This is a genomic window from Nitrospinota bacterium, from assembly GCA_016217735.1.
Classification (GTDB): Bacteria; Nitrospinota_A; UBA7883; order JACRGQ01; family JACRGQ01; genus JACRGQ01.
The window spans coordinates 1-21892 of sequence record JACRGQ010000007.1; the positions used below are offsets into that span (position 1 = coordinate 1).

General features: G+C 58.5%; 26 protein-coding genes and 1 riboswitch. Of the genes, 5 read left to right on the forward strand and 21 right to left on the reverse strand.

Annotated elements, in window-relative coordinates:
* Positions 1-394: 394 nt before the first annotated feature.
* The 12 genes from HZA03_01095 to HZA03_01150 all read right to left on the reverse strand — a co-directional run bounded on the left by HZA03_01095 (position 395) and on the right by HZA03_01150 (position 10171).
* Positions 395-850, reverse strand: a complete 456-nt coding sequence (locus HZA03_01095; GenBank protein MBI5636544.1) for a YhcH/YjgK/YiaL family protein — start codon at positions 848-850, stop codon at positions 395-397.
* Positions 851-936: 86 nt separating this feature from the next.
* On the reverse strand, positions 937-2283 hold the full coding sequence (locus HZA03_01100; GenBank protein MBI5636545.1) for a PilZ domain-containing protein: 1347 nt from the start codon (positions 2281-2283) through the stop codon (positions 937-939).
* Between the two features lie 435 nt (positions 2284-2718).
* On the reverse strand, positions 2719-3324 hold the full coding sequence (locus HZA03_01105; GenBank protein ID MBI5636546.1) for a PilZ domain-containing protein: 606 nt from the start codon (positions 3322-3324) through the stop codon (positions 2719-2721).
* Positions 3325-3328: 4 nt separating this feature from the next.
* Positions 3329-4039: a PilZ domain-containing protein gene (locus HZA03_01110; protein ID MBI5636547.1), complete on the reverse strand. Its 711-nt coding sequence runs from the start codon at positions 4037-4039 to the stop codon at positions 3329-3331.
* A gap of 123 nt (positions 4040-4162) precedes the next feature.
* Positions 4163-4414, reverse strand: a complete 252-nt coding sequence (locus HZA03_01115) for a hypothetical protein (protein MBI5636548.1) — start codon at positions 4412-4414, stop codon at positions 4163-4165.
* A gap of 95 nt (positions 4415-4509) precedes the next feature.
* Complete coding sequence (locus tag HZA03_01120) at positions 4510-5691, reverse strand: DUF4116 domain-containing protein (GenBank protein ID MBI5636549.1); 1182 nt, start codon at positions 5689-5691, stop codon at positions 4510-4512.
* Between the two features lie 207 nt (positions 5692-5898).
* On the reverse strand, positions 5899-6171 hold the full coding sequence (locus tag HZA03_01125) for a hypothetical protein (GenBank protein MBI5636550.1): 273 nt from the start codon (positions 6169-6171) through the stop codon (positions 5899-5901).
* Positions 6171-7391, reverse strand: a complete 1221-nt coding sequence (locus HZA03_01130; GenBank protein ID MBI5636551.1) for an HD-GYP domain-containing protein — start codon at positions 7389-7391, stop codon at positions 6171-6173. The genes HZA03_01125 and HZA03_01130 overlap by 1 nt, the downstream gene beginning before the upstream one ends.
* A 7-nt stretch (positions 7392-7398) precedes the next feature.
* Positions 7399-8004, reverse strand: coding sequence for a PilZ domain-containing protein (locus tag HZA03_01135; protein ID MBI5636552.1), 606 nt, complete (start codon positions 8002-8004; stop codon positions 7399-7401).
* A gap of 4 nt (positions 8005-8008) precedes the next feature.
* Positions 8009-8719: a PilZ domain-containing protein gene (locus HZA03_01140; protein ID MBI5636553.1), complete on the reverse strand. Its 711-nt coding sequence runs from the start codon at positions 8717-8719 to the stop codon at positions 8009-8011.
* A gap of 181 nt (positions 8720-8900) precedes the next feature.
* A complete protein-coding gene (locus HZA03_01145) occupies positions 8901-9866 on the reverse strand; it encodes an MEDS domain-containing protein (protein MBI5636554.1) in 966 nt (321 codons plus the stop codon).
* A 5-nt stretch (positions 9867-9871) separates the two neighbouring features.
* Complete coding sequence (locus HZA03_01150; protein ID MBI5636555.1) at positions 9872-10171, reverse strand: hypothetical protein; 300 nt, start codon at positions 10169-10171, stop codon at positions 9872-9874.
* Positions 10172-10504: 333 nt separating this feature from the next.
* On the opposite strand from HZA03_01150, the gene HZA03_01155 reads away from it, so the two are divergent.
* The gene (locus HZA03_01155; GenBank protein MBI5636556.1) at positions 10505-11200 is read left to right on the forward strand and encodes an SCO family protein; all 696 of its coding nucleotides are present in this window, start codon (positions 10505-10507) and stop codon (positions 11198-11200) included.
* Positions 11201-11298: 98 nt separating this feature from the next.
* On the opposite strand, the gene HZA03_01160 is transcribed toward HZA03_01155, so the two are convergent.
* Positions 11299-12222 (reverse strand): DUF475 domain-containing protein, encoded by a 924-nt coding sequence (locus HZA03_01160; protein ID MBI5636557.1) that lies wholly within the window; start codon positions 12220-12222, stop codon positions 11299-11301.
* 160 nt (positions 12223-12382) lie between these two features.
* Here HZA03_01160 and HZA03_01165 point away from each other — a divergent pair, with 160 nt between their 5' ends.
* Genes HZA03_01165 through HZA03_01175 form a run of 3 tightly spaced genes read left to right on the forward strand, consistent with a single transcriptional unit; the run spans position 12383 to position 14212 of the window.
* Complete coding sequence (locus HZA03_01165; protein MBI5636558.1) at positions 12383-12793, forward strand: hypothetical protein; 411 nt, start codon at positions 12383-12385, stop codon at positions 12791-12793.
* Positions 12777-13376, forward strand: a complete 600-nt coding sequence (locus HZA03_01170; protein ID MBI5636559.1) for a hypothetical protein — start codon at positions 12777-12779, stop codon at positions 13374-13376. Before HZA03_01165 ends, HZA03_01170 begins: the two co-directional genes overlap by 17 nt.
* A complete protein-coding gene (locus HZA03_01175) occupies positions 13373-14212 on the forward strand; it encodes a hypothetical protein (GenBank protein ID MBI5636560.1) in 840 nt (279 codons plus the stop codon). Before HZA03_01170 ends, HZA03_01175 begins: the two co-directional genes overlap by 4 nt.
* A 120-nt stretch (positions 14213-14332) precedes the next feature.
* On the opposite strand, the gene HZA03_01180 is transcribed toward HZA03_01175, so the two are convergent.
* The 6 genes from HZA03_01180 to HZA03_01205 form a co-directional block, all read right to left on the reverse strand.
* Positions 14333-14623: a hypothetical protein gene (locus tag HZA03_01180; protein MBI5636561.1), complete on the reverse strand. Its 291-nt coding sequence runs from the start codon at positions 14621-14623 to the stop codon at positions 14333-14335.
* A gap of 46 nt (positions 14624-14669) precedes the next feature.
* Positions 14670-15050 carry a RidA family protein gene (locus HZA03_01185; GenBank protein MBI5636562.1) on the reverse strand — a complete coding sequence of 127 codons (381 nt, stop codon included), beginning with the start codon at positions 15048-15050 and terminating at the stop codon, positions 14670-14672.
* 2 nt (positions 15051-15052) lie between these two features.
* The gene (locus tag HZA03_01190; GenBank protein ID MBI5636563.1) at positions 15053-15211 is read right to left on the reverse strand and encodes a rubredoxin; all 159 of its coding nucleotides are present in this window, start codon (positions 15209-15211) and stop codon (positions 15053-15055) included.
* Between the two features lie 43 nt (positions 15212-15254).
* Positions 15255-16256: an AmmeMemoRadiSam system radical SAM enzyme gene (gene amrS, locus HZA03_01195; GenBank protein ID MBI5636564.1), complete on the reverse strand. Its 1002-nt coding sequence runs from the start codon at positions 16254-16256 to the stop codon at positions 15255-15257.
* On the reverse strand, positions 16253-16759 hold the full coding sequence (amrA, locus tag HZA03_01200) for an AmmeMemoRadiSam system protein A (GenBank protein ID MBI5636565.1): 507 nt from the start codon (positions 16757-16759) through the stop codon (positions 16253-16255). Before amrA ends, amrS begins: the two co-directional genes overlap by 4 nt.
* A 238-nt stretch (positions 16760-16997) precedes the next feature.
* The gene (locus HZA03_01205; GenBank protein ID MBI5636566.1) at positions 16998-18833 is read right to left on the reverse strand and encodes a thioredoxin family protein; all 1836 of its coding nucleotides are present in this window, start codon (positions 18831-18833) and stop codon (positions 16998-17000) included.
* Positions 18834-19016: 183 nt separating this feature from the next.
* Here HZA03_01205 and HZA03_01210 point away from each other — a divergent pair, with 183 nt between their 5' ends.
* Positions 19017-19994 (forward strand): pentapeptide repeat-containing protein, encoded by a 978-nt coding sequence (locus HZA03_01210; protein ID MBI5636567.1) that lies wholly within the window; start codon positions 19017-19019, stop codon positions 19992-19994.
* Positions 19995-20038: 44 nt separating this feature from the next.
* On the opposite strand, the gene cbpB is transcribed toward HZA03_01210, so the two are convergent.
* Positions 20039-21457 carry a peptide-modifying radical SAM enzyme CbpB gene (gene cbpB, locus HZA03_01215; protein ID MBI5636568.1) on the reverse strand — a complete coding sequence of 473 codons (1419 nt, stop codon included), beginning with the start codon at positions 21455-21457 and terminating at the stop codon, positions 20039-20041.
* Positions 21457-21573: a modified peptide precursor CbpA gene (gene cbpA, locus HZA03_01220; protein ID MBI5636569.1), complete on the reverse strand. Its 117-nt coding sequence runs from the start codon at positions 21571-21573 to the stop codon at positions 21457-21459. The genes cbpB and cbpA overlap by 1 nt, the downstream gene beginning before the upstream one ends.
* A gap of 98 nt (positions 21574-21671) precedes the next feature.
* Positions 21672-21877: riboswitch (cobalamin riboswitch) on the reverse strand.
* Positions 21878-21892 lie beyond the last annotated feature (15 nt).

The following is a 21892-nucleotide window of genomic DNA, read 5'->3' on the forward strand; positions in this document are numbered from 1 at the left end:
TAGAGCGGCAACACCGCCCCGCCCGGAAAGCCGAAAATGGTATCCACCCCTTCGGCGATAAGGCTTTCCACAACAATTTGCGCGCCTTTAAGTTTCATATCATTACCTCACTTGTGCTGAATTTAAAATGATAGTCGGTTTCTTAATGCGGAGTCAATAAATCGGCGTTTTTTCGGGGTCGCCCCCGACGACACTACGAATGGCGGTTTTGATGCAAAACCGGATGGCGATGGCCGATAAAGCGGATGAACGTGCCGCTCGCGCGGTTGCCGGAATGGCTCCGGCGGGCAAGGTCACGTCACGCTTGAAGGTGAACTATTGCCGTACTCCTTAAATTTAGAAAAAATTGTAACATACCCCGCCGTTTTGGCAAAATCGCGGTTACGGGAAGAATTTACAAGAGCACTTTCACCACGATCTTGCGGACGGCGGCGGGGACGGCGCCGGCACAGCCCGGTTTGTGGGCGTCCCCCGGATAGAACACCGCGAAAAGGCCCGGGCGCATGGTCAGCGGCGTGGCGCCGGGAACATCACGGTAAAAAGCGATATCGTTTTCCTCCACATATGGCGTGTCGATCACCAACCCGGCAGCGGGAAGCCACTCGATAATCTCCTCCCCCTCGATCACCGCCTGGATATCGGCGTAACGGAGATGGGTTTCGGGGCGTTTCCCGGCGGCGGGGGCGGTTTCATACCGTTGCACCATCGCGTAACAGGCGTCGCCATCCAAATCATGGCGGCCGTCGGCGATCCCTTCCGCCAGCGCCTTTTCGATGAAAGCGATCCCCCGCCGGAACAGTGAATTGTTGGAAAAATAACGGGAGGCGTTTTGCGGCGTGTCGAATATCATGCCGCGAATATTACTATGCGGACGGCGGATACACAATTTTGGGATTTTGGGGCCGCGCGGCGCGGGCTTTCTTTATCATCGCCTTCTCATGCGGCCCACGCCCTGTAGAACGCGAAATAGGCGTCCAGCAGCTTCGCGTGCTCCGCGTCCATATCGATAAACTGGACGGCATATTCAGATTTGCCGCCAAGGCGATTCACCCGCATCAGACGCATTTTCAGCCGGTCTATAAAACCAATCCCGCCGAGATGGAAACTCATCGACAGTTCATCGCCCGGCCCGGCTTGCAGCGAATCGCCGGTGACGAATCGGAGCCCCCCTTTGCCGAGGTTGACAATTACGCCGGTTCCCGGCGTGGCGGCCTGGTTTTTGGCGTGGTGAACGGCCGCCAAAAGCTGGCACTGAATCCGTTCCTCACCCCGCAGCGAGTGGGCGATCACATCGTCCTGAAAGGGAAAATAACAGAGATCGGTCTTTTTCAGGAATTCCTTGTAGGTGACGGCCATGCCATATATCGTCCCCCTGTTTTCCACGCGGATGACGGCCCCCTGCCCGGGCGAAAGCGGTGGAAGCTGACCTTGCGGTTTCTCGGTGAGGAGATACCCGTTCTCCCCCGCCTTCCAGCCGCGCATCATCACCTTGCCGTTTTTCCTGGCGAACTCGATCACCGCTTCTTTTTCCACTCCCAGCATTGCGGCGCTCCCGGCGGAGGCGGCACCCACGGCAAAATCCGCGCACTCACGGCAATAACCGCCCACCGCGGCGTCATGGCCTAAAAATCCGATCCCCAGCAAATACTTGCCGCCTTCCTCGCTAACGCTCCGCACAGCCGCGGCCAATTGGTTCACCGCCGCGCCATTGGAGAGGGTGAATGAAAGGCGGAGCGTCGCCCCCACGCTGAATCCATTTATCGCTTCAAGCCCGATCCGGGCGCCCGTGTCGGAGATATCCAGCACCGCCCCCGATTTGACCGCCGACCCGCCGTTTTCGGATATGCGCGCGGGAGAAACGATGCTGACCCGCTCGTTGCTCCGCATGTTGTAACGTTGCACCTCGCTTGGATACTCCAGCACCAGGATTGGCGGGTGGTTATGCACCCGCATCAGCATCGTCTTGAAGGCGTATACCGAGCCGTCGAAAAGAAACCGCACAGTCAGCGGCGAATTGTACTCGAAGCCGGCGGTGGCATACTCTTTGGGCATATCGACGATAAAGAAACTGGTATCCGGCAGGATGGTAATACGGGACTTGCCACCCATTATATTGGTGGTGATAAACTCCGCTTTCGCCCCCCGCATCAGGGTGTGATAACGCTTTCCCTTCCATTCGATGCTCAACGGGCTGCCAATGGCGCAGAACTCCTCAACCGGGTTGTTGGCGGTTGAAAACGTGGTAAGCCCCGCCGGAGGCCTGATAGAAGCGTTCGTATTCAAAACCGACTCCTTCCGTTACTGTTTTTCACAATTAAACACGCCACAAATTATCAGTAAGCATTGGCATACCACACCTTGGTTATGATTCATTTTCAACTTGATAGCATAAAATGTCAAGACTGGCCGGATATATCAAAACATTAAAATTATGATACATAATTTTACATATAAACAACATAAGCCATGAGCTGATGGGGAAGCAGACCTTTGCCACAGAAAAAACAAAATGTTCGCTTTAGAAAAAGCCGGATATATGGCAATCCCCGCGGACGGGGGACGCAAGAAAAACCCTGAAGAATTCCTATATTTGCCGAATTATGCCGCGGATGGCACAGCCGGTATGCGCGCTTAGGGATTCATGCTGGCGGCGCTATCCGCCAGCCTGCTCCGCCAACAAAGCTGGCGCGGTGCGGACTTTCTTTAATCATCGCCCTCTCAAACGGCCCATGCCTTGCAAAACGCGAAATAATCGTCCAGCAGATTCTCGCGCTCCTTATCCATATCGATGAACTGCGCGGCATATTCAAATTGTCCGCCGTTACCGCTCATCCGTATCAGGCGTATTTTCTGCCGGTCCATGCAACCGATCCCGCCCAGATGAAAACTCGCCAACAGCGGATCGCCCAGCTCGACGTACATCGGAACGCGGGTGACGAACCGGAGCCCCCGCTTGCCGAGGTCGACGATCAGGCCGGAATCCTGAAAAGAGGATTGGGTATCCGGGCGGTTGACCGTCACCGGGAGCAGACAGGGAATCCGCTCATCTTCCCGCAGCGACCGGGCGATCACATCATCCTGAAAGGTGAAAAAGCAGAGATCGGTCTTTTTCAGGAATTCCCTGTAGGTGACGGCTATACCATACAGCACGCCTTTATGTTCCATACGGATAACGGCCTCTTGACCCGGCGTGAGCGGCGAAACAGGGCCGCGCGGTTTCTCGGTGAGGAGGTAGCCCTGCTCCCCCGTCTTCCAGCCGCGCACAATAACCTGGCCCCTCTTTTTCGTGTACTCGATTAACGCCTCTATTCCCAATCTCAACATAGCGTTACTCCAGACATTCCAGGCAATTACGGCAAAATTCCGCCACTGCGGGATCGTGACCCGATAAACTGATGCCGAGCAGATATTTTCCGTTTTCTTCATTGATGTTCCGAACGGCCGCGGTCAATTGGCTCACCGCCACGCCGTTGGGGAGAATGAAGGAAAGGTGGAGCATCATCCCCAGATCGATGCCCTCCACCGTATCGAGGCCAAGCTTGGCGCCGGAATCGGAGATATCCAGCAATGCCCCCATCTGATGGTCCGAACCGCCATTTTTGGATACTCGCGCGCGGGTGACGATGCTTATCCGCTCGTTGCTTCGCAGATTGTAGCGTTGCAACTTTTCCGGATACTCCAGCACCAACACCGGCGGCTGGCTATGCAGCCGCATCAACTTCGCATGGAAGGCGTACACCGAACCGCTGGAAAAAAACCGCACGGTGAGGGGCGAATTGTTCAGAAAGCCCGCGGCGGCATACCCCTTGGGCATATCGACAATGAAAAAGCTGACATCAGCAAGAACGGAAATGCGCCCCTTTCCTCCCAAGGTATTGGTGGCGATAACCTCCGCTTTCGCCCCCCGCATCAGGGAAGGATAACGCTTTCCTTTCCATTCGATAATCAGCGGGTCGCCAACGGCGCAGAACTTTTCCACCGGGTGGCTGGCGGTATAAAGCGTGATGACCTCCGCCGCAGGTTTAATGATGCGGCTCACATCCACACCCGTCTTGATTTGACGCCATCACCGACCTCTTGTTGAACAAAAGCCAGAATTAATATCCAACTAACAGGCATGCCACAAGCTTGTTTCTTATTGTCAATCGCATAGATTGGTTTGTCAACCATTACTGCATGGAAAGGTGACACGATGATATGGTGCGTTACATATATCAATTGCCGCCACCATTTTACAACCAAATAAAACAGCGTACTGGCCGGGAAAAATGCAAACCAACGCGATGATTTTTAAAAAGTCGGCGGTTTCCGGATTATGAACGGCAATGCGGCGAATAATGCCGGAATTGGGTACGTGAACGGGCAGGCGTTTACCGCGTGAAAAAAATAACGGGATACCGCGCAATACCGGCATGGCGGGTTTTTATATTTTCCGGATGGCGCCATAGATGGCGCAGCCGGTATGCGCGCTTAAGGATTCATGCTGGCGGCGCTATCCGCCCGCCGCCGTCAACGCCGAATGTCGATATCATCGAAGTTTGACTGAACAAAAAAGTCGTCCTTGCCTATCCAATCGGCGACAAGGTTCACATCCATCCGGAACATCAGCATTTTTTCCAGAAATGCCGCGTCTCCGCGAAGTTCGCCGCCCGCGCAATTGAACAGAACGTATGCGTCATGCCGCCCATCCTCGAGCTTCTTTGACCTCTTTTCCATGAGCGCGAGAACGAAGCCGGGATTGTTGCGGATATTCATCCCTATTCTTTTGGGGATGCTGTTCGTTTGGCCGATCCTGCCCCATATAAAATCCTCATTGTCCCAGACAGGATGCCCTTCGATAAAGTAGTCCAGTACCCGCGGAAATTTAATCCCGATTTCCAGAATGGCTTTCGCGTCGATCCTGGTTTCGGCGCTGGCGGCGGGAGCGGGTATGGCTGGCGCGGGCGCCACCTCATGCTCCCCATGCTCCCGCGCGAATAGCGGATATTCGTCCCAAGGCATGGAGAAATAGTCCCTGCCGCCGACAACCCCCTCCCCGGCATAAACAATGGCTTGGGGATTTTGCCCAATAGCCGCCATGATAACTTCCCAGTCTTCCGATTGTTTCAGTCGCTCCCCCACATATCGAAGGGCCAGCCCATTTTGCCGGACCGCCGCAAGCGCTATCTCCTTGTCATCGCGGAGGCCCGCGGCGGCATACTGCAACGCCAAGCCATCGTTCTCCAATGCGGCCAGCACGACCGCGCGATCCAGTTTGAATTCATCATCCATGTGCCTTAAAAGAGAGCCGCTGAATCTTACGGCGTCCATGGCGGTCTTCCGGTCTTTTTTATACGCATCGGGCACATAAGGGATAATGCAGGGGTCTTTCGACAATAACCGCCCGATAAACGCGGCGTCCTCCTTGAGAAACCGGGGGGCGACCCTCAGGTTGTCCAATTGGGGGATGATGCAGTTGTCCAGATCGCCGATGACCCGCACCTCCCAATACTTCGCCACCTCGATCAACCGGCCATAAACATCTTTTGCATCCGCATAATACCGTTCAACCGCCTGAGCCATCTTCCGCTTGCCGTCTTCTTCACCGCCGTCCTTTAAAAAACCGCCGAGGCGGTTGCGGAATTCGCTGTAAAACGCCAATTTTTCATTCTTGATTTGCGGCCCGTATTGCCGCTGTTCATCGGGTGTCATTTCTCCCGCAGGCTTTGTCCCGCGCTCCGTGGGAGTCAGCCACAACCGGCAACGGGGCAGAATAATTTTTTCCGGAACGGAGGACGGCGTAACCGGAGCCGCCGCGTCCGGCGCCCCGCACGGCGGCATTGCCCCTTTCAGCGGGTAGTCAATATTGGGAATATTATTCATTGCCTTCCCCCCCCCCCCTGTCCCGCATTCCGGTTCCTACACTTCCCGGACGGCGCCGTAGATGGCGCAGCCGGCATACGCGCCGGGGTTCACGCAGGCGGCGAGTATCTGACAGCCGACGTCATCGGCAAGTCCCGCGCGGTGCTGTTCCGCCATAAACCAGCAAAAACAGCTCACCGACAGTTCTTGCCGCGCGCCGTATTTGGCGGGGCTGACGGCGAACGGGCAGATAAGGCGCATTTTCCGCAAGTGTCCGAGCAGGGGATCGTGGGAGGAGGCCGTTTCCCGTTCCGCCCTCCCGCTGGCCATCAGCCAATATCCATATACTGGAGCGGGTTGATCCCCCATTTGGCGGGAGCTTCGTAGCCGATTATCCGGTCGCTTACGCCGGCCCCGGAAAGGAAAAGGTCGCGCGGCGCTATCTTACTGCCGCTTTTTGTATCGTATATCAGGCGCACCATCGGCTTGACCATGCTCCCCTCGGCGGGACGCACCACCACCGCCAGATAGCCGCTTTCCATCCGCACCATCGTGCCAAGCGGATAGACGCCGACGCATTTAATAAAATACTGCACCAGCTCGCGGCAAAAGTGGAATTCACTCCACTCGTACAATTTGCGCAGCGCTTCGGCGGGGTCGATGCCCTTGTGATAGCAACGGTCGGAAGTGATGGCGTCGTACACATCCACGATGGCGGCCATCTGGCCGATCCGGGTGATCTTATCCCCTTTGAGGCCGAGCGGGTAGCCGGTGCCGTCGTGCCGCTCGTGGTGCTCGAAAGCCACGGTAATGGCGCTAAGGGGTATTCCGCCCTCCTCCTTAAGCACCTGGAAACTGTGCATGACGTGCGATTGCATCAGCGCAAATTCCTCTTCACTGAGCCGCGCCGGTTTGTTGAGGATGTCCTGCGGCACCTTCATCTTGCCCACATCGTGCAACAACGCCCCCACGCCGACTTCGGTGGTGCCGGCGCGGTCAAACCCGATCGCGCGGCAGAAAGCGATCATGAAGATGCAGACGTTCACCGAATGCTGGAAGGTGTATTCATCCCGCGTCTTAAGGCGGCTCAGGCACATCATGGCGCTCTGGTTGTGGAACACCGAATCAATCATCCCCTCCACCACGGCATCCACCTGGGCGATGTTTATCCTCTTTCCCACGCGGACATCGTGCATAACGGTGCCGATGACCCGTTCGGCCTCTTTGCGCACACCCTTGGCCCGCGTCAGCTCTTCCCGGCGGAGGGCATCGGGATCCTGCTCCCCGCCGCTCTTCTCCACCATGAGCTGCTCGACCGCGGTCTCCACCACCCGCGCGACTTCATCCCGCGTGGGGGCATCGGCCACATCCAGCCCTTTGTCGGTGTCGATATAGACTTCCCTGATGCCATGCTTGATGATCTTGTCGATCATCAGCTCATCCTCGATTTCAAGCGACCGGCGCAAGAACGGTATCTCCAGCCAGCCGCAGTCGAAGTCGTGGACGAACATCCCCGGCTTGAGCCGCGCGGTGCGAACCTTCTTTATCATCGCCTGCTCACACCGTCCACGTTTTGCAAAACGCGAAATAGGCGTCCAACAGCTTCGCGTGTTCCTTGTCCATGTCGGCGAACTGGGCGGCATATTCAAACCGGCTGCCAAAACCGGACACCCTCATCAGGCGCATTTTCTGCCGGTCCATAAAACCAATCCCGCCCGGATAAAAGCTCACCGACAGCATGTCGCCCGGTTCGGCGTGCATCGGGGCGCGGGTGACGACCCGGATTCCCCCCTTGCTGAGATCGACGATCATGCCGGACCCCAGCGCGGAAGCTTGGTTGTCGGCGCGGCGGATCGTCGCCGGAAGCAGGCACTGAAACCGGTCCTCGTCCCGCAACGAACGGGCGATCACATCGTCCTGAAAGGTAAAAAGGCAGAGTTCGGTCTTTCTCAGGAATTCCTTGTAGGTGACGGCCATTCCATAGACCACCCCTTTCTTCTCCATGCGGATGACGGCGCCCTGTCCCGGCGTGAGCGGCGGCAGGGGGCCGCGCGGTTTCTCGGCGAGGAGGTAGCCTTGCTCTCCCGTCTTCCAGCCGCGCACCATCACCTGGCCGCTTTTTCTGGCAAACTCGATGGTCGCTTCTTTTCCCAATCCTAACATCGTGTCACTCCAGGCAATCCACGCACTCGCGGCAAAACCCGCTCACCGTGGGGTTATGACCCCAAAAGCTGGTTCCCAGCAGGTACTTGCCGCTTTCTTCGCTGATGTTCCGCACGGCCGCGGCCAGTTCGTTCACGGTCGCGCCGTTGGGAAGGGTGAACGAAAGATGGAGTTTTGCCCCCACGCCAATGCCGTTTATCGCATCGAGGCCGATCCGGGCGCCAGTGGCGGAGATGTCCAGCACCGCCCCCGTTTTGCACACCGAGCCGCCATTTTCGGATATGCGCGCGGGGAAGGTGACGTTTACCCTCTCGGTGCCGCGCATATTGTAACGCTGCACCTTGTCCGGATACTCCAGCGCCAGGATCGGCGGCTGGCTATGCACCCGCATCAACGTCGTTTTGAACGCGTACACCGAGCCGCCGGAAAGAAACCGCACGGTCAGCGGCGCATTATGCTCGAAGCCGGCGGCGGTATACCCCTTGGGCATGTCGGCGAGAAGAAAACTGGTCTCCGGCAGGATGGAAAGGCGGGGTTTTTCCCCCATGATGTTGGTGGTGATGATCTCCGCCTTCGCCCCCCGCAACCGGGTGTGGTGGCGCTTTTCCTTCCATTCGATGACCAGCGGCTCGCCGACGGCGCAGAGTTTTTCCACCGGATTGCTGGCGGTGAAAAGCGTGATGACCTCCGCCGAAGGTTTAATGGAAGCGTTCATACCCCAAACCGCCTATCTTTTACAATTCCTCCCGGCCCAAAAGCCGGTTCCCCATTATTACCGGGAACTCCCACCCCCGGAGACACAACCCAATTACTCCAGCTTATTTTGTCTCGTATGTTGACAAATATTTCGGGCGGCATCAATCGGCCACCCGCCAGCATTAGAACATTATATTACATTATTCCGTTTCCAGCAGTTTCATGAACTGCGCCACCAGCTCCATCCGCTTGTTGATGCCGATTTTCCGGTAGATGTTCTTGGCGTGCTGTTTGACGGTGTTAAGGCTGATATGAAGCTCCAGCGAAATATCCTGATTCGAGCGGAAATGGAGCATGCACTCCACCACCCGCCCTTCCTGCGGGGTGAGGTTGTACCGCTTGAGATACTCGCAAAATTCGGCGCGCACCATCTGGATGGTGCGGCCATCCCCCTTCGCGGCCTGTTTTCTCCGCACGGCATCGCCCGAAATAAAGGCGCTGTCGGAGGCGAGAAACACCCCCGGGTCGAGGTAATAGGGGTTCTTCCCCGCCATCCCCCTTTTCAGCGTCACGGGATGGGTCTGCATGGCGTTAAAAACGACTTCCTTGGGAAAAAGCCCCCGGTGGTAATTGCACACGGTGATGGCGTTGAGCGCGCGGGAGAAGTAGTTGAAGCGCGATTCATATTCCATGAACGCCTCGGCCCCCGCCACCGGCCCCATGGCCCAGCTCATATCGGCCGCCACGCGAACCCCGCTGAAGCCGGCCGCCAGCGCGTCGAGAACCATCCGGCGGTGCTCCGCCAACGCCCCGTCGGGGCTGAACCGGTTATTGGGAAAAAACACCTGGCGGCAATCGATAATATCCAATACGCCGCCGCCCATCAGCCTCCGGGCCGCAAGGCCGAACTGCTCGAGGAACAACGCCGCATCTTCCTCTTTCTGCTCGTGGAGGCAGAACACCAGCTTTTCCCCTTTCGCGACCCCTTCATCGAAAAAACCGGCCAGAAAACCGAACTTTTCCTCGCTCCGGTCATACACCAGCGCCGCATGATCCCCCGGCTGCAAGCCGGTGCCGGCGCCGATGCCTTGCGGAAGCATATCGAGAACCGCCCCCTGAACGCCGAATTTTCCTTGAACTACGTTAACGCCGCCACTGCTTCCCATAACCGTCACCCCAACCCCTTGTTACTGTTATCAATTTCTCCGCCCGCGCCTAACGGAAGCATACCGCCGCCGAAATCCACGAACGCGACACTTCTCTTAATCCCCCCATCTATCCGGACGGAAAGACGCTCTATCAAACTGTGGTCAAGGGTGCTCAATGCCCGCCGCTCTTCCCCGGTAAAAACAAACCCCTCGGCCGCGCAAGCCTTATCGAAAGACCGGGCGGCATCACGCCGGAACAGGTCGTCGGTTAAAATTCTTCCGATATATCTCTCAACTGAATCTTGCCCCATAACATTATTCATTGCATTATCCGAGCCACAATATGTCACATTTAATCAACGCACTATAAATACCGAACAAGTCGAGCGTGTTGCATTATTCAACATATGCTGAAAATAGCAACACACATCATGCGCTGAAGTTCAAAAGTGGAATTATTTATTGCAATAAAAAGTTCGCCGTATTGAGCCGGAGCATGAGTGCTTCGAAATTTTGGGTAGCGGGTCAGTTTGAAATTCTAAATGTTCCCCCCCTTTTCGCCCATGGCGAAGGGGAGGAAATATTTTCAATGATGCACCGCCTCAAGCTGAAAGTATTGACCGGACAACCCGGCCCGGTGTTACTATTATGGCGTGATGAAAAACACGCTCGTTGTCCTTATTGCCGCGCTGGCGCTGGCCGCCCCCGCTCCCGCCCCAGCGGCGGAGCACGCCCACGGCGGCGGCGAAGACCTCACGCACATGCATGACGTGCCGGTGATCCCCAACAAGCAGAATGAATATACGGACAAGCTGCAGTACGGATTCCGCGACAAGAACGCCGACCTCTCCAAAAAAAACGGCTACTTCCTCGACCAGGCGGGGAACAAGGTGCGGCTGGCCGGCTACCGGGGCAAGCTGGTGCTGATGGATTTCATTTACTCCGATTGCAAACACGGCATCTGCCAATACCTCAACAAGAAGATGAATTTTGTGGCGGGCAAGCACAAGGATCGTTTGGGAAAAGACCTCGTGCTGGTCTCCTTGAGTTTCGACGACAAGGATACCCCCAGGACGTTGTCCGCTTTCGCCGCCAACTGGGAAAGCGACCCGGCGAAGTGGGCCTACCTTTCGGGGCTGGCGGGGGATATCATTGAAACCTGCAAAGAGTACGGCGTCGCGGTCCGCTGGAACGAAAAGGAAGGTTTTTTTGAGCACACGGTCCGGACCATCCTGATCGGCCGCGACGGCAAGGTGCTGAAGACCTATCGCGGGCGCGACTACAAGATGCAGGAAGCGGTGGATGACATCGCCAACCTGCTGGCGGGCAAGCCGGTCTCGCCGCCGCAATAAAGGCACCTCTTCCCAGTAGGTGCGAATTTATTCGCACAATCGGCCCAACGGGCCGACCCTTCTTGGCGCTCCGCGCCAACGTGCGAATAAATTCGCACCTACTGGGGAAGGCTGGCGCGGGTGTGCAGCACCGACTTCCAAAAGAAGAAGCCGATGATGCCGAATGTGCAGACCGGCGATACCCAGTGCGGGATGTGATGGCCGAAGGCGTCCGCCAGCATGATGATGCCGAGCACGAGGATGGAGTACATCGCGCCGTTTTTCAGATAGGCGTAGCTCTTGATGGCTTCCACGTTCCGCATGGTCATTTCCCGCACCACAAAAGCTCCCAGCCCCGTTCCCAGTATGATGAGCGGCACCGAAAGGGTGAAGGCAAACGCCCCCAGCACGCCGTCGATGCTGAACGTGGCGTCGATCACTTCAAGATAAAGGACTTTGCTGATGTCGGACATGTTTCCCTTCATCAGTTTTTTCTCGCTCTCTTCGGCGTGTTCCTTGAATCCGTGGGTGATGAAAAAGGCGCTGGAGCCGATCACCGTGCCGAGGGCCATGTAGGGGTTTACCTTCACGCACATCCAGACGATGATCACCAGCAGCACCGACACCACCGCGTAGAACCACACCCCCTGATCCATGAAGAACCGCTCGCCGGGGAGGCCGATGTTCTTGTCCTCAAGGAAGAGCCAGTGGAAGAAAAGAAAAATGAGGAACGTTCCGCCGCCGGCAAGGAGTATCGGCGCGGCGCTTTCCACCGCGGTCATGACGGACGGGTCGCTGCTGAATGTGGCGGTGAGGGCCTGCACCGGCCCCAATCCCGGCGTGGCAAGCCAGACGATGAGCCACGGCAAAAGGCCGCGGACGAGGAAGACGGCGAAAAAAAGCCCCCAGGTGAGAAACCAGCGGCGCGCCCGCGCGCCCATGGTTCCCAACACTTCGGCGTTGATGACCGCGTTGTCGATGCTGATGATGGATTCAAAAGCGCAAAGTCCGGCCACTGTCAGGGCCATCCCAAAGATGTCCATATAACCCCTTAAAAAACTTGTCCGAATCATACTATAGCGGACGGTATTTGAAAGCGAAAAACTTTGTCCGTCTAATTATTGTCGATGGGAAAATATTGTTTTGAGATGGACGTACGGGGGAGCGGTTTAGCCCCGAATCGGGTTAGAATGGCCCCCTTGTATGGAAATAACGGAAAAGGGGACGCCCCGGGACGACCTGCTGCTGGTAACCCGTATCGAACGGGGAGATGCCGATGCGTGGGAATCCTTTGTGAATGCCTATACCGCGTGGGCGCTTTACCGCGCGCAACGGTGGTGCCGCGAGCATTGCCCGAATCGCCGCGCGGGGGCGTCCTGCGCCCTGATAACCGTCGCGCGGCGGATGGAGGGAACCGGCGTCTCCCGTCCCGATGGGGACGAATGCGGCGATGGGCTGGACAGCTACATCTGGATACTGGAGCAACTCCGGAAAAAAATCCGGCGCTACACGGGAAAGAACGACAGCCGTCTTTCCACATACATCTGGACCGTGCTGAACTCGCGGGAGCTGTACGTGGATTGGCTTAGGTGGAAATATGGCCGCGTTTTTTAGCCACACGGCCTATCAGCGGCTGCCGGCCGCCGTCCGGAAGATGGCGAAAGAGGCGCAAACGGTCTGCATCTATCTCCGCCTGCGGAAAAGCGAGGAGACCATCCGCGAGGAGATGGCCCTGCCGCCGGACGAGGTTGCCCGCCTTGTCGCCGAGGTGAAGCGGACGCTGATCGTCAACGGCAACTACGATATTATCGCCGACCCGTCGTTCGTGCCGCTGGAATATGCGGATGGCGCCGTGGCGGACGGTTCCGGCATGGAAGAAACCGTGTTGGCCCGCAATTTTTTACGCGCGTTGCGCGATGCGCTGGGCAGCCTTGGGCGGGACGAGCGCCGGTTGCTGCACCTTTTCTTTGAGCGGCATATGACCGCGGCGGAGATCGCCGGGTTTCTAAAGGGAACCGGCGTGCGGCTGGAGCACGGGGATGCGGCGGCCACCAGCCCGGCGGAAGTGTTTTATATGATCGACCGCGCGGTGAAGAAGCTGCTCGATGCCGTGGCGGAGGCGACCCCCATCGGGCGCGGAACGTTGACGGTGAAGGGGCTGAAGGACGTGCTGCATCAAACGGGGGTGGACGGATGAACCACTGGGAATCCACGCGGCTGTGGGAACGGCTGCGGCGCGAAAATCCGCCCGCCGGCCACCTGAACGATTGTCCCGCCTGCGCCGACCGGCTGATCGAATTGAAGGAACTGGAATCGCGGCTGGCCGGGCTCCGTTTTCTCGGCGCGGCGTCTTGCGATGGCCACATCGCCCCGGACGAGTTGGCCGATTTCATCGAATACCGCCATGCCGGCCGGCAACGGATCAAAGAGCACTTGCAACAGTGCGACCGCTGTTTTGAAGACGCCGCCTACTACTATAGCGAATCGGTCCGGATGAAAGCGGCCGCCGGGGAGCCGGCCCCGGAAGCCGTGCGGCGGGCGGCGCTTGCCGTCATTCCCCGGAAAAGCTGGATGCAGCGCTGGCTTATCGTTCCGCTGCCGGCCTATGCAACGGCGGCGGTTTTTTGGCTGGTGTTCTCCCTCACCGCGCCGTCGCCCCAGGTTACGCTCACGCGGGAATCCCCGTTCTATGGAATTTACGAGAAGGAATTTAACGCCCTGCCGTACTTCTATTTCAGCGGCGACGGCCGCCGGGTGGGGAACGAAGTTGCAGGCATGCGGATCACCGCCACGCGGGGGAAAGTGCTTTTCCGCTGGAACGGGATGGCGGGGGCCGACGACTATTATTTCGTGCTGCAGGAAATCCGCGACGGCGCGCCGCGCCGGATCGATGAAAAATTCCTGAAGGAGACCAGTCTCTGGATCGACGGCGCCGACCTGCCGCCCGGCTCTTCCTACCGCTGGATCGTGGCGGGCCGCCTGCCGGAAAACCGCTACTTCCAGGGGACGATGGAATTTCACCTCCCGCGGTGATCTTTCCCGGTAGGTGCGACACTCCTGTCGCACACAATAATATTCCATATTCCCCGTAACTCGGTGTTGGCACTCCGCGCCAATGTGCGACAAGAGTGTCGTATCTACTGAAGAAGCGGGCTACTTCATATCCGCCAGCTTCTTTTCCAGAAATTCGCGGGAGCGGGCAAGGCCGTTTTGGTACGCCTCCGGCGAGAACGACTTGGCGTAAAACCCCATGACCTTTTTGTAATCGTAAAACGGGATGTCCTTGAACACCATCCACGCTTCGTCCGGAAAAAATTCCTTCACCGCCGACACCGCCTCGTGCCGCCAGCGGACGAATTCCCGGTGGTTGGGGGAAAGCGCTTTCAGCCCCTCGATGCGGGCCAGCAGCGCCTCGATAACTTCGCGGGGGGATTTTTCGGCCATGATTTAAAAACCCGCGGGGCGGAAAACCCCGCGGGCGCTGTTCACATTACGAAACGATGGCGTCCACTTCGATCTCCACCAGCATGGCGGGATCGATGAGCGCCTTCACCACAACCAGCGTGGTGGCGGGGCGGATTGCCGAAAAAACCGCGCCGTGCGCCTTTGCGGCCTCTTCCCAGTCCTCGGCTTTCGTAAGATAGATGCGGGTACGCACCACGTCCTTGAACGAGGCCCCCGCCTCCTTCAGCGCCCCTTCGATGATCTGGAGCGCCCGCACCGACTGCTGGTGGGCGTCGCCTTCCAGCTTGCCGTTGGCCGAAACGCCGGCGGTGCCGGAAACGCTGATGTGATTGCCCACGCGCACCGCGCGGGAGTAACCGATGATCGGTTCCCATTTGGAGCCGGCTGAAATATTTTTGCGTTCCATCTCTACATCCGGCTGAAACGGTTTTTGGGGGCTTTGCACTTCGGGCATGTCCAGACTTCCGGGAGCTTTTCGAAGTCGGTGCCCTTTTTGATCAGCCGCGAGATGTCCCCCTTTTCGGGGTTGTACACGTAGTCGCACGTGTTGCATTTCCACTTTGCCATATTCCCTCCCTTGGATTAGGTATGTTTGCCGTTTCGCCGGCCGTCAGCCCACTATTTTTACCGCTTCGCCGCACGATAGGCAATGTCCCTTTTTCACGCCGGTCACCGACACGGCGTAGCCGTGCCGTTCGATGAGCATGTGGCCGCAGAAGGGGCAGAGGCTGTGGCTGAACTCCTCCACGTCGGCGTTGCCGATGAAAACGTATTTGAGGTGTTGCTTGGCTATCCGCGCGGCGCGGACCAGCGTCTCCACCGGCGTGGCGGGGATATCCAATTTGTACATGGGATAGTACCGGGAGAAGTGCAGCGGCATGAACGGGTCGACGGAGGCGATAAAGCGGGCCAGCTTTTCAAAATCCCCGTCGGCGTCGTTGAGCGTGGGGATGACCAAATTGGTGATCTCGATGTGGGCTTTGCCGGCGGTGGCCGCCACGTTGCGCAGGACGGGGGGGAGCCACCCCTTGCATATGTGCCGGTAGAAGGTTTCGTTCATCGATTTGATGTCGATGTTGAGCGCGTCGATAAGCGGCAGCAGTTCGTCATACGGTTCCGGCTGCAAGTGCCCGTTGCTCACCAGCACGTTCACCATTCCCGCCTCTTTCACGGCGCGGCAGGCGTCCAGCAGGTATTCGTACCACATCAGCGGCTCGGTGTAGGTGTAGGCCACTCCCACGCCGCCGCTCTCCTTCGCGGCGCGCACCAGCTCTTCCGGACTCAGGTAGCGGGTGGGGGCGGATTGCTGGCTGATCTGGTAATTCTGGCAAAAGCGGCAGCCGAAGTTGCAGGCGTTCGGCCCGGCGCTCAGTATCTCCGTGCCGGGATGGAAGTGGTAGAGCGGTTTTTTTTCCATCGGATCGAGGTTGAGCGACGTGGTGAGGCCGTAGGCGCTTGCGATCAGTTCGCCCCCTTCGTTTGTTTTCGCCATGCAGATGCCGGTTTTGCCCGGCTTCACGATGCAGTGGTGGGGGCAGAGGTGGCACGCGGCCGACCCGTCCGGCCGTTTTTCCCAGTAGCGGGCCGTTACCCGCGGCGCGGCGGCGTTCATTTGTGGCGCTCCACGGTGAAGCGTTGCAGGGTCACTTCCTCGTCCGGCCCGATGCCCGCCTTGCGGCGGCAGATGGCGATCTGCTCCCCCGCCGTATTCACCCCTTCGATGTCCGGCAGCAGCAGCCCGCGCCGCCGCCCGGCGCGGACGATGACGCCGTAGCGTTTCGGGTCGAGCGCTTCCGGCCCGGCGGCCGGCTCCGGCGGGGAGAGCACGTCGACGCTGATGTCGAGCGCGGCCAGCTCATCCGGCGATACCGGCGGGAAGCGCGGGTCGCGCGTACTGGCGGCGATGGCGTTATCGATGATCTCGCGGGCGAGGTTTTCATGCACCGGCTCGATGGTGCCGATGCAGCCGCGCAAGTCGCCCGCTTTTTTCAGGGAGACGAACGCGCCGGCCTTAAGCGCCATATTCTCCGGCACGGGATCGGGCGGAGCCGGTTTACGCCCGGTGCGGATGTATTCCTCAATGGTCTGTTTTGCCAGCGCGGCGTATGGATGCATGGTCACCTCCGGGGATGCCGCCGGATGTTAAAAGACCGGCGGAAGAGACCGTTCTCTCATTTCAGAATAGCACAGGGGCGGCGCTATGGCGCGGCAAAGCCTTATTGGGCAGTGCCTCAGTTTGAAATTAATGTTGGAATGGAGTACGAGATTGCTTCGCTAACGCTCGCAATGACAGTAATTTGTCATTGCGAGGCCATCGAAGATGGCCGCGGCAATCTCAAACTGAGGCACCGCCTTATTGTCCGGCGGGTGCGGGCCGTAATGAGCCGCTAAAGACCGCGGCGTAGGCATTTTCCAATCTTTTCAAAAACTCGTCGGCGTTGATGAAGCCGGTGAAGCGGTCTTTCTCCAGCCCGTCCGGCCCGATCAGGATGACGGTGGGTACCCCCAGCACGTTGTACTCTTTTTTAGCGGCTAGTTCATCCGGCTCCACGGTGGTCAAGTCGACCGCGAAGGCGTCGAACGTCCCGTTCTTCGCCCGTACCCGATCGTCGGCGAAGGTGAAGCTCTTCAGTTCGCGGCAGGGGACGCACCAGTCGGCGGTGAAATCCAAAAGCACCGGGCGGCCCGCCGCCGCGGCCTTTGCCACCGCTTCTTTGCTGTAGGGCTTGAACGTTATTCCCTCTTTCGCCGGATGGGAAGAGGGGATGAGGAAAAATCCCGCCGCAATGAGGGCGAACCCGATGCCGAAGCGGAAGAAGGAAAAAACCGCCCCGCCCGTTCCTTTGCCGGCCCAGAGGAGATATATGCCCCCCGCCGCCGCCACGCCCGCCCCCAGCCAGCCGTAAAGAATCCCGTTGGGGATAAGCGGCCGGGCGAAATACAACGCCATGCCGAGAAGGACGACGCCGAACATTTTGCGCACCCAGACCATCCATACGCCGCTGCGGGGGAGCTTTTGCAGCGAGCCGCTGAAGATGGCCAGGAAGACGAACGGCGTGCCGAGGCCGAGCGCCAGCGTGAAGAAAAGGGTGAAGCCGAGCAGCGGGTCTTGCCGCTCGCCCACGAAGGTGAGCAGGCCGATGACGAACGGCCCCACGCACGGCGCCGCCATGATGCCGACCGTCAGCCCCATCACGAAGGTGCCGAGGAATCCCCCGTAGATTTTGCACGCAAATTCCATGAGGACGGCCGGAACCACGATCTCGAACGCGCCGAACATCGAAGCGGCGAGCAGCAGCATCACTCCCACGAGCAGGATCACCACCAACGGGTTTTGCATCAACTGCCCGAAGAGCGAGCCGGTGAGCGCCGCCGCCACCCCCAGCGCGGAGTACATCAGCGCCATGCCAAGCAGGTATACCAACGCGTGGGCCACGGTGTGGCCGCGCGAGCGGCCGGTGGCCGCGCCGAAAAAGCCGATGGTGACCGGGATGAGCGGGTAGACGCAGGGAGTGAGGGTAAGCCCCAGTCCGCCCAAAAAGACCAGCAGCAGCGCCATCGGCCCCAAGCCGCCCTTCAACGCGTCGAGCGCCGGGGTGGATGTCCCCGCCGCGTGCGCCGCATGGCGGGAAAACAGCTCCGGCTCCAGCGGTTTACCGTCCGTTCCCAGCGCGAGCGGAACGGTGATGTCGGTTTCCACCGGGATCATGCAGGCGAAGTCGGTGCAGGCCTGGTATTGCAGGCGCGCGGTGATGGCAAGCGGCTCCTTGGCCCCCTCGGTAAAGCTGATGGAGGCGGCGATGTAGACGGTTTTTTCGTACACGCTGAGCGGCTCTTTGGCGAACTTGAATTTTTTCAGGATGGGATCGGGGAAGGTTACGCGCCCCACCGTCACCGCCGGGTCGCTCGCGAAAAAAATGACCGTGGTGGGGATGAGCGCCGGCTCCAGCGGTTTTGCGCTGTTGATGTGGAATCCTTCTTTAATGGCCAGTTCCAGCAGCACGGGGTAGCTGTTGCCCGTCGCGAATTTCGTTTGGGGCAGGACCAGGCGCGGGGCGACGGGCAACTCGGCGGCCTTCGGGGCGGCGGCCTCGGCGCCAAACGCGGAAAAGGCGTCGGCGGCCCATGCGGGTGCGGCCGGCGCAAGCGGAATGAGCATTGCTAGCAGGATGGCAAGGTGTTTTTTCATAAGCGGTAAGTGTAGCGGATGCGGCGGGCGTTGTCATCCTGAGCGCGGGGTTTCTCCCGGTAGATGCGACAGCGGCCTACTTATAAAAGAGCAGGGCGCAAAAAACACTTTTTTTGGCGTGATGCAATGTGTAATGGGATAGCATAGGAGCAATTTTAATAACAGCGGGGGAGGCTACGGAAAATGGGCGATACGTGCAAATATCTGTTCCGCGATAACACGCCGTGCGCGGAACCCGTCCATCCCGGTTCCGGCGTATGTTTCTGGCACGATCCGAAGGCGGATAAAACAGGCCCGGAGATAAAAGCGCTGATCGAGGCAAAACACAAGCGCGGCGACAAGCTGGAAGGGGTCGTGCTCAAGGACGCCCAACTGGAGCAGGTTAAGCTTTCACGGGCAAACCTCTACGCCGCGAATTTCAAATGGGCGAATCTCAAAAACGCCCATTTGTATGGCGCGGACCTGACCCATGCCGCGCTGTTTAAAACCGCGCTGGACGGCGCGAACATGAAAGAGGCGAAGCTGCGGGACGCCGAACTGCTGGGCGCGACGCTGGAATATACAAAGCTGGACTTCATCGGTTTCGGCGGCGAAGACGGGTATACGGTGAAAAACGAGACCGAAGGGGAAGCGCACGAAAAAAGGGGCGAGACCGATCAGGCCCACGCGAAATATTTCGAGGCCGAGGAGATATACCGCGCCATCAAGCTCAACCTGAAAAACAGGGGGATGGGTTTCGAGGCCGGCGAATATTTTTTCAAGGAAATGGTGATGATCCGGAAACAGATACCGTTCTATTCGTTCAACCGGTTCTGGTCGAAGCTCATGAGCGTCTCCACCGGATACGGGGAAAAGCCCCACCGGATCATCGGATTTTCGGTGGCGTACATGTTCCTGTGCGCCGCGATTTTCAGCTTTATCGGGATACATCACGCATCGGGAAATTTTTTCCGGTATTCATCGAACGCCACGGCGGCCGAAAATCTGCGGGTGTTTTACGATGCGCTGTATTACAGCGTGGTGACGTTCACAACGCTTGGATACGGCGATTTCACGCCCGTCGGCATCGGGAAAATGATCGCCATCGTCGAGGCGTATTCAGGGGCGTTTTGCATTTCGCTGTTCAGCATCTCCACCTATAAGAGGTACATGGACAGGTAATCCGTTTTTTGGGTGGGTACACAATTTATTGTGTACCCACCATATCACAGCATAAGCGTGTCGAACGTGGTGCGGGCGCCTTTGTCCCATCCGTCCCACAGGTAATCGTTATCCTTGCCGTCGGCGATGGCGCGCAGGGCGTACCGCGTCTGTTCCTCATAGAACTCGCAAAAGGAGCCGGTGGCTTTCATGCCGCCGTTCGCCTCGTGCGCTTCGGCGGGGCAGGGCGAGCCGCAGAAATGGCGGATGGCGCACTTGCCGCACGCTTTTATATCCTCCACCTTGCGTTCGGTCACCATTTTGAACGCTTCGCTTTCCAGCACGGCGTCGACGCCATCCTTGAAAAGATTGCCGCCGTTGAACCGGGCCAGCCCGACAAATTCGCTGCACGGAAACAGATCGCCGTTCGGCGCCAGCGCGAAAAACGCGCGTCCGCCGCCGCAGGGGGAGATGTCGCACATCAGCCGCCGGGCGGTGGGGGCCAGAATACTTATCAGGATGTTGGCGAAATTCGCCACCACCAGCTTGCGCCCGGTCTTTTTGTACAGTTCGTGCGAGCGGTCCAACGCCGCGAGGAAATGCCGCGCCGAGGGTACATCGGCCGGCTTCACCGCCAGCGAGGGGGGCAGCGTGCAGCGCACGATGTTCAGCAGGCAGTTGGGGACGTGCCGCGCATGGAGGTAATCCACCATGCTGGAGAGGTGGCGCATGTTCCCGCTGGTGATGGTGCAGATGACGCTGAAGCCGTGATAGCCTTTCAGCTTTTCGATGGTCTCTTCGACTTTTGCGAAAACCCCTTTGCCGGTCCAGTTGGTCCGCGTTTTATCGGCGATGGCGGCGGTGTGGCCGTCCAGCGAAAGCCCGATGCTGACGTCCCGCGCGGTGAGGAAGGCTGTGGCTTCGTCATCCAGCAGCGTGGCGTTGGTCTGTATGCCGAACTGGAAATCATCCCGGTACTTTTCGATGCCGCGGAACACCGCCTCGCGGTTCAGCATCGGCTCGGCGCCGTGGAAGATGATTTGCGGCAGGCGGCCTTTGGGCATGGTTTTGCGGAAATGGGTTTTCAGTTTCGCCAGCGCGGCGAGAAGCTCCTTCTCCGTCATGTGCCGCCCGTTTTTCCGCATGTCGCCCGGTATGTAGCAGTAGGCGCAGTTCAGGTTGCACTGCTCGGTGGAATTGAAATAGACGGCGGTCGGCTTCAGCCCGAACCGGAGCATGTTCATCTCATCGGCGAACTTCTTGCTTTTCTTTTTGTAGCCGGAGATGAACCGGGAGCTGGTAAGCGTATCGGCCAGCTTCTCTTTTTTCACCAGCGACCAGAACGCCGTATCCGGGTCGATCAGGCCGATGTACTCTTTGTGGCCGATGTCTATCGGCACGATGGAGGGGCCGGTGCCGCTGTTGAAATAGAGGCCCCGCGAGGGGGCCTCCGCCACGGTGGCCTGCTTACGCGCCGCTGCCATCACTTGGCCTTTTTGCTCGCCGAGAGGATGTAGTGCGACAGGCCGGTGCCTTTGGGGTCGCAGCTTTTGCGGCTGGCGATGATGTCTTTCCTGGGGGTTGCGGTTTTCTTTTTCATAGTTAAGTCCCTTTCCAAATCAAAAAAGCCAAAAAAAAAGGGTTCCGACAAGTTCCCCATGGAACTCATCGAAACCCTTTACCATACGGATTCCGCACCCAACCTTGACTACAGCAGGCCTTCTGGCTTTCGGATCGTCCGCCCGGTTGCGGCCTTCCCGCCAGGGTGTGCCCCGGCAGTGACCGTCCGCTTTATTGCTAAAGCGGCCTGTGCAACCTTGCGTCCCCGATTACAGCGGCGGGACCGCCACGGATTTACACCGTGTTTCGAGATGCTGAAATCTACTGGCTATTCGGGGCGACTATATCCGCCACGGCGG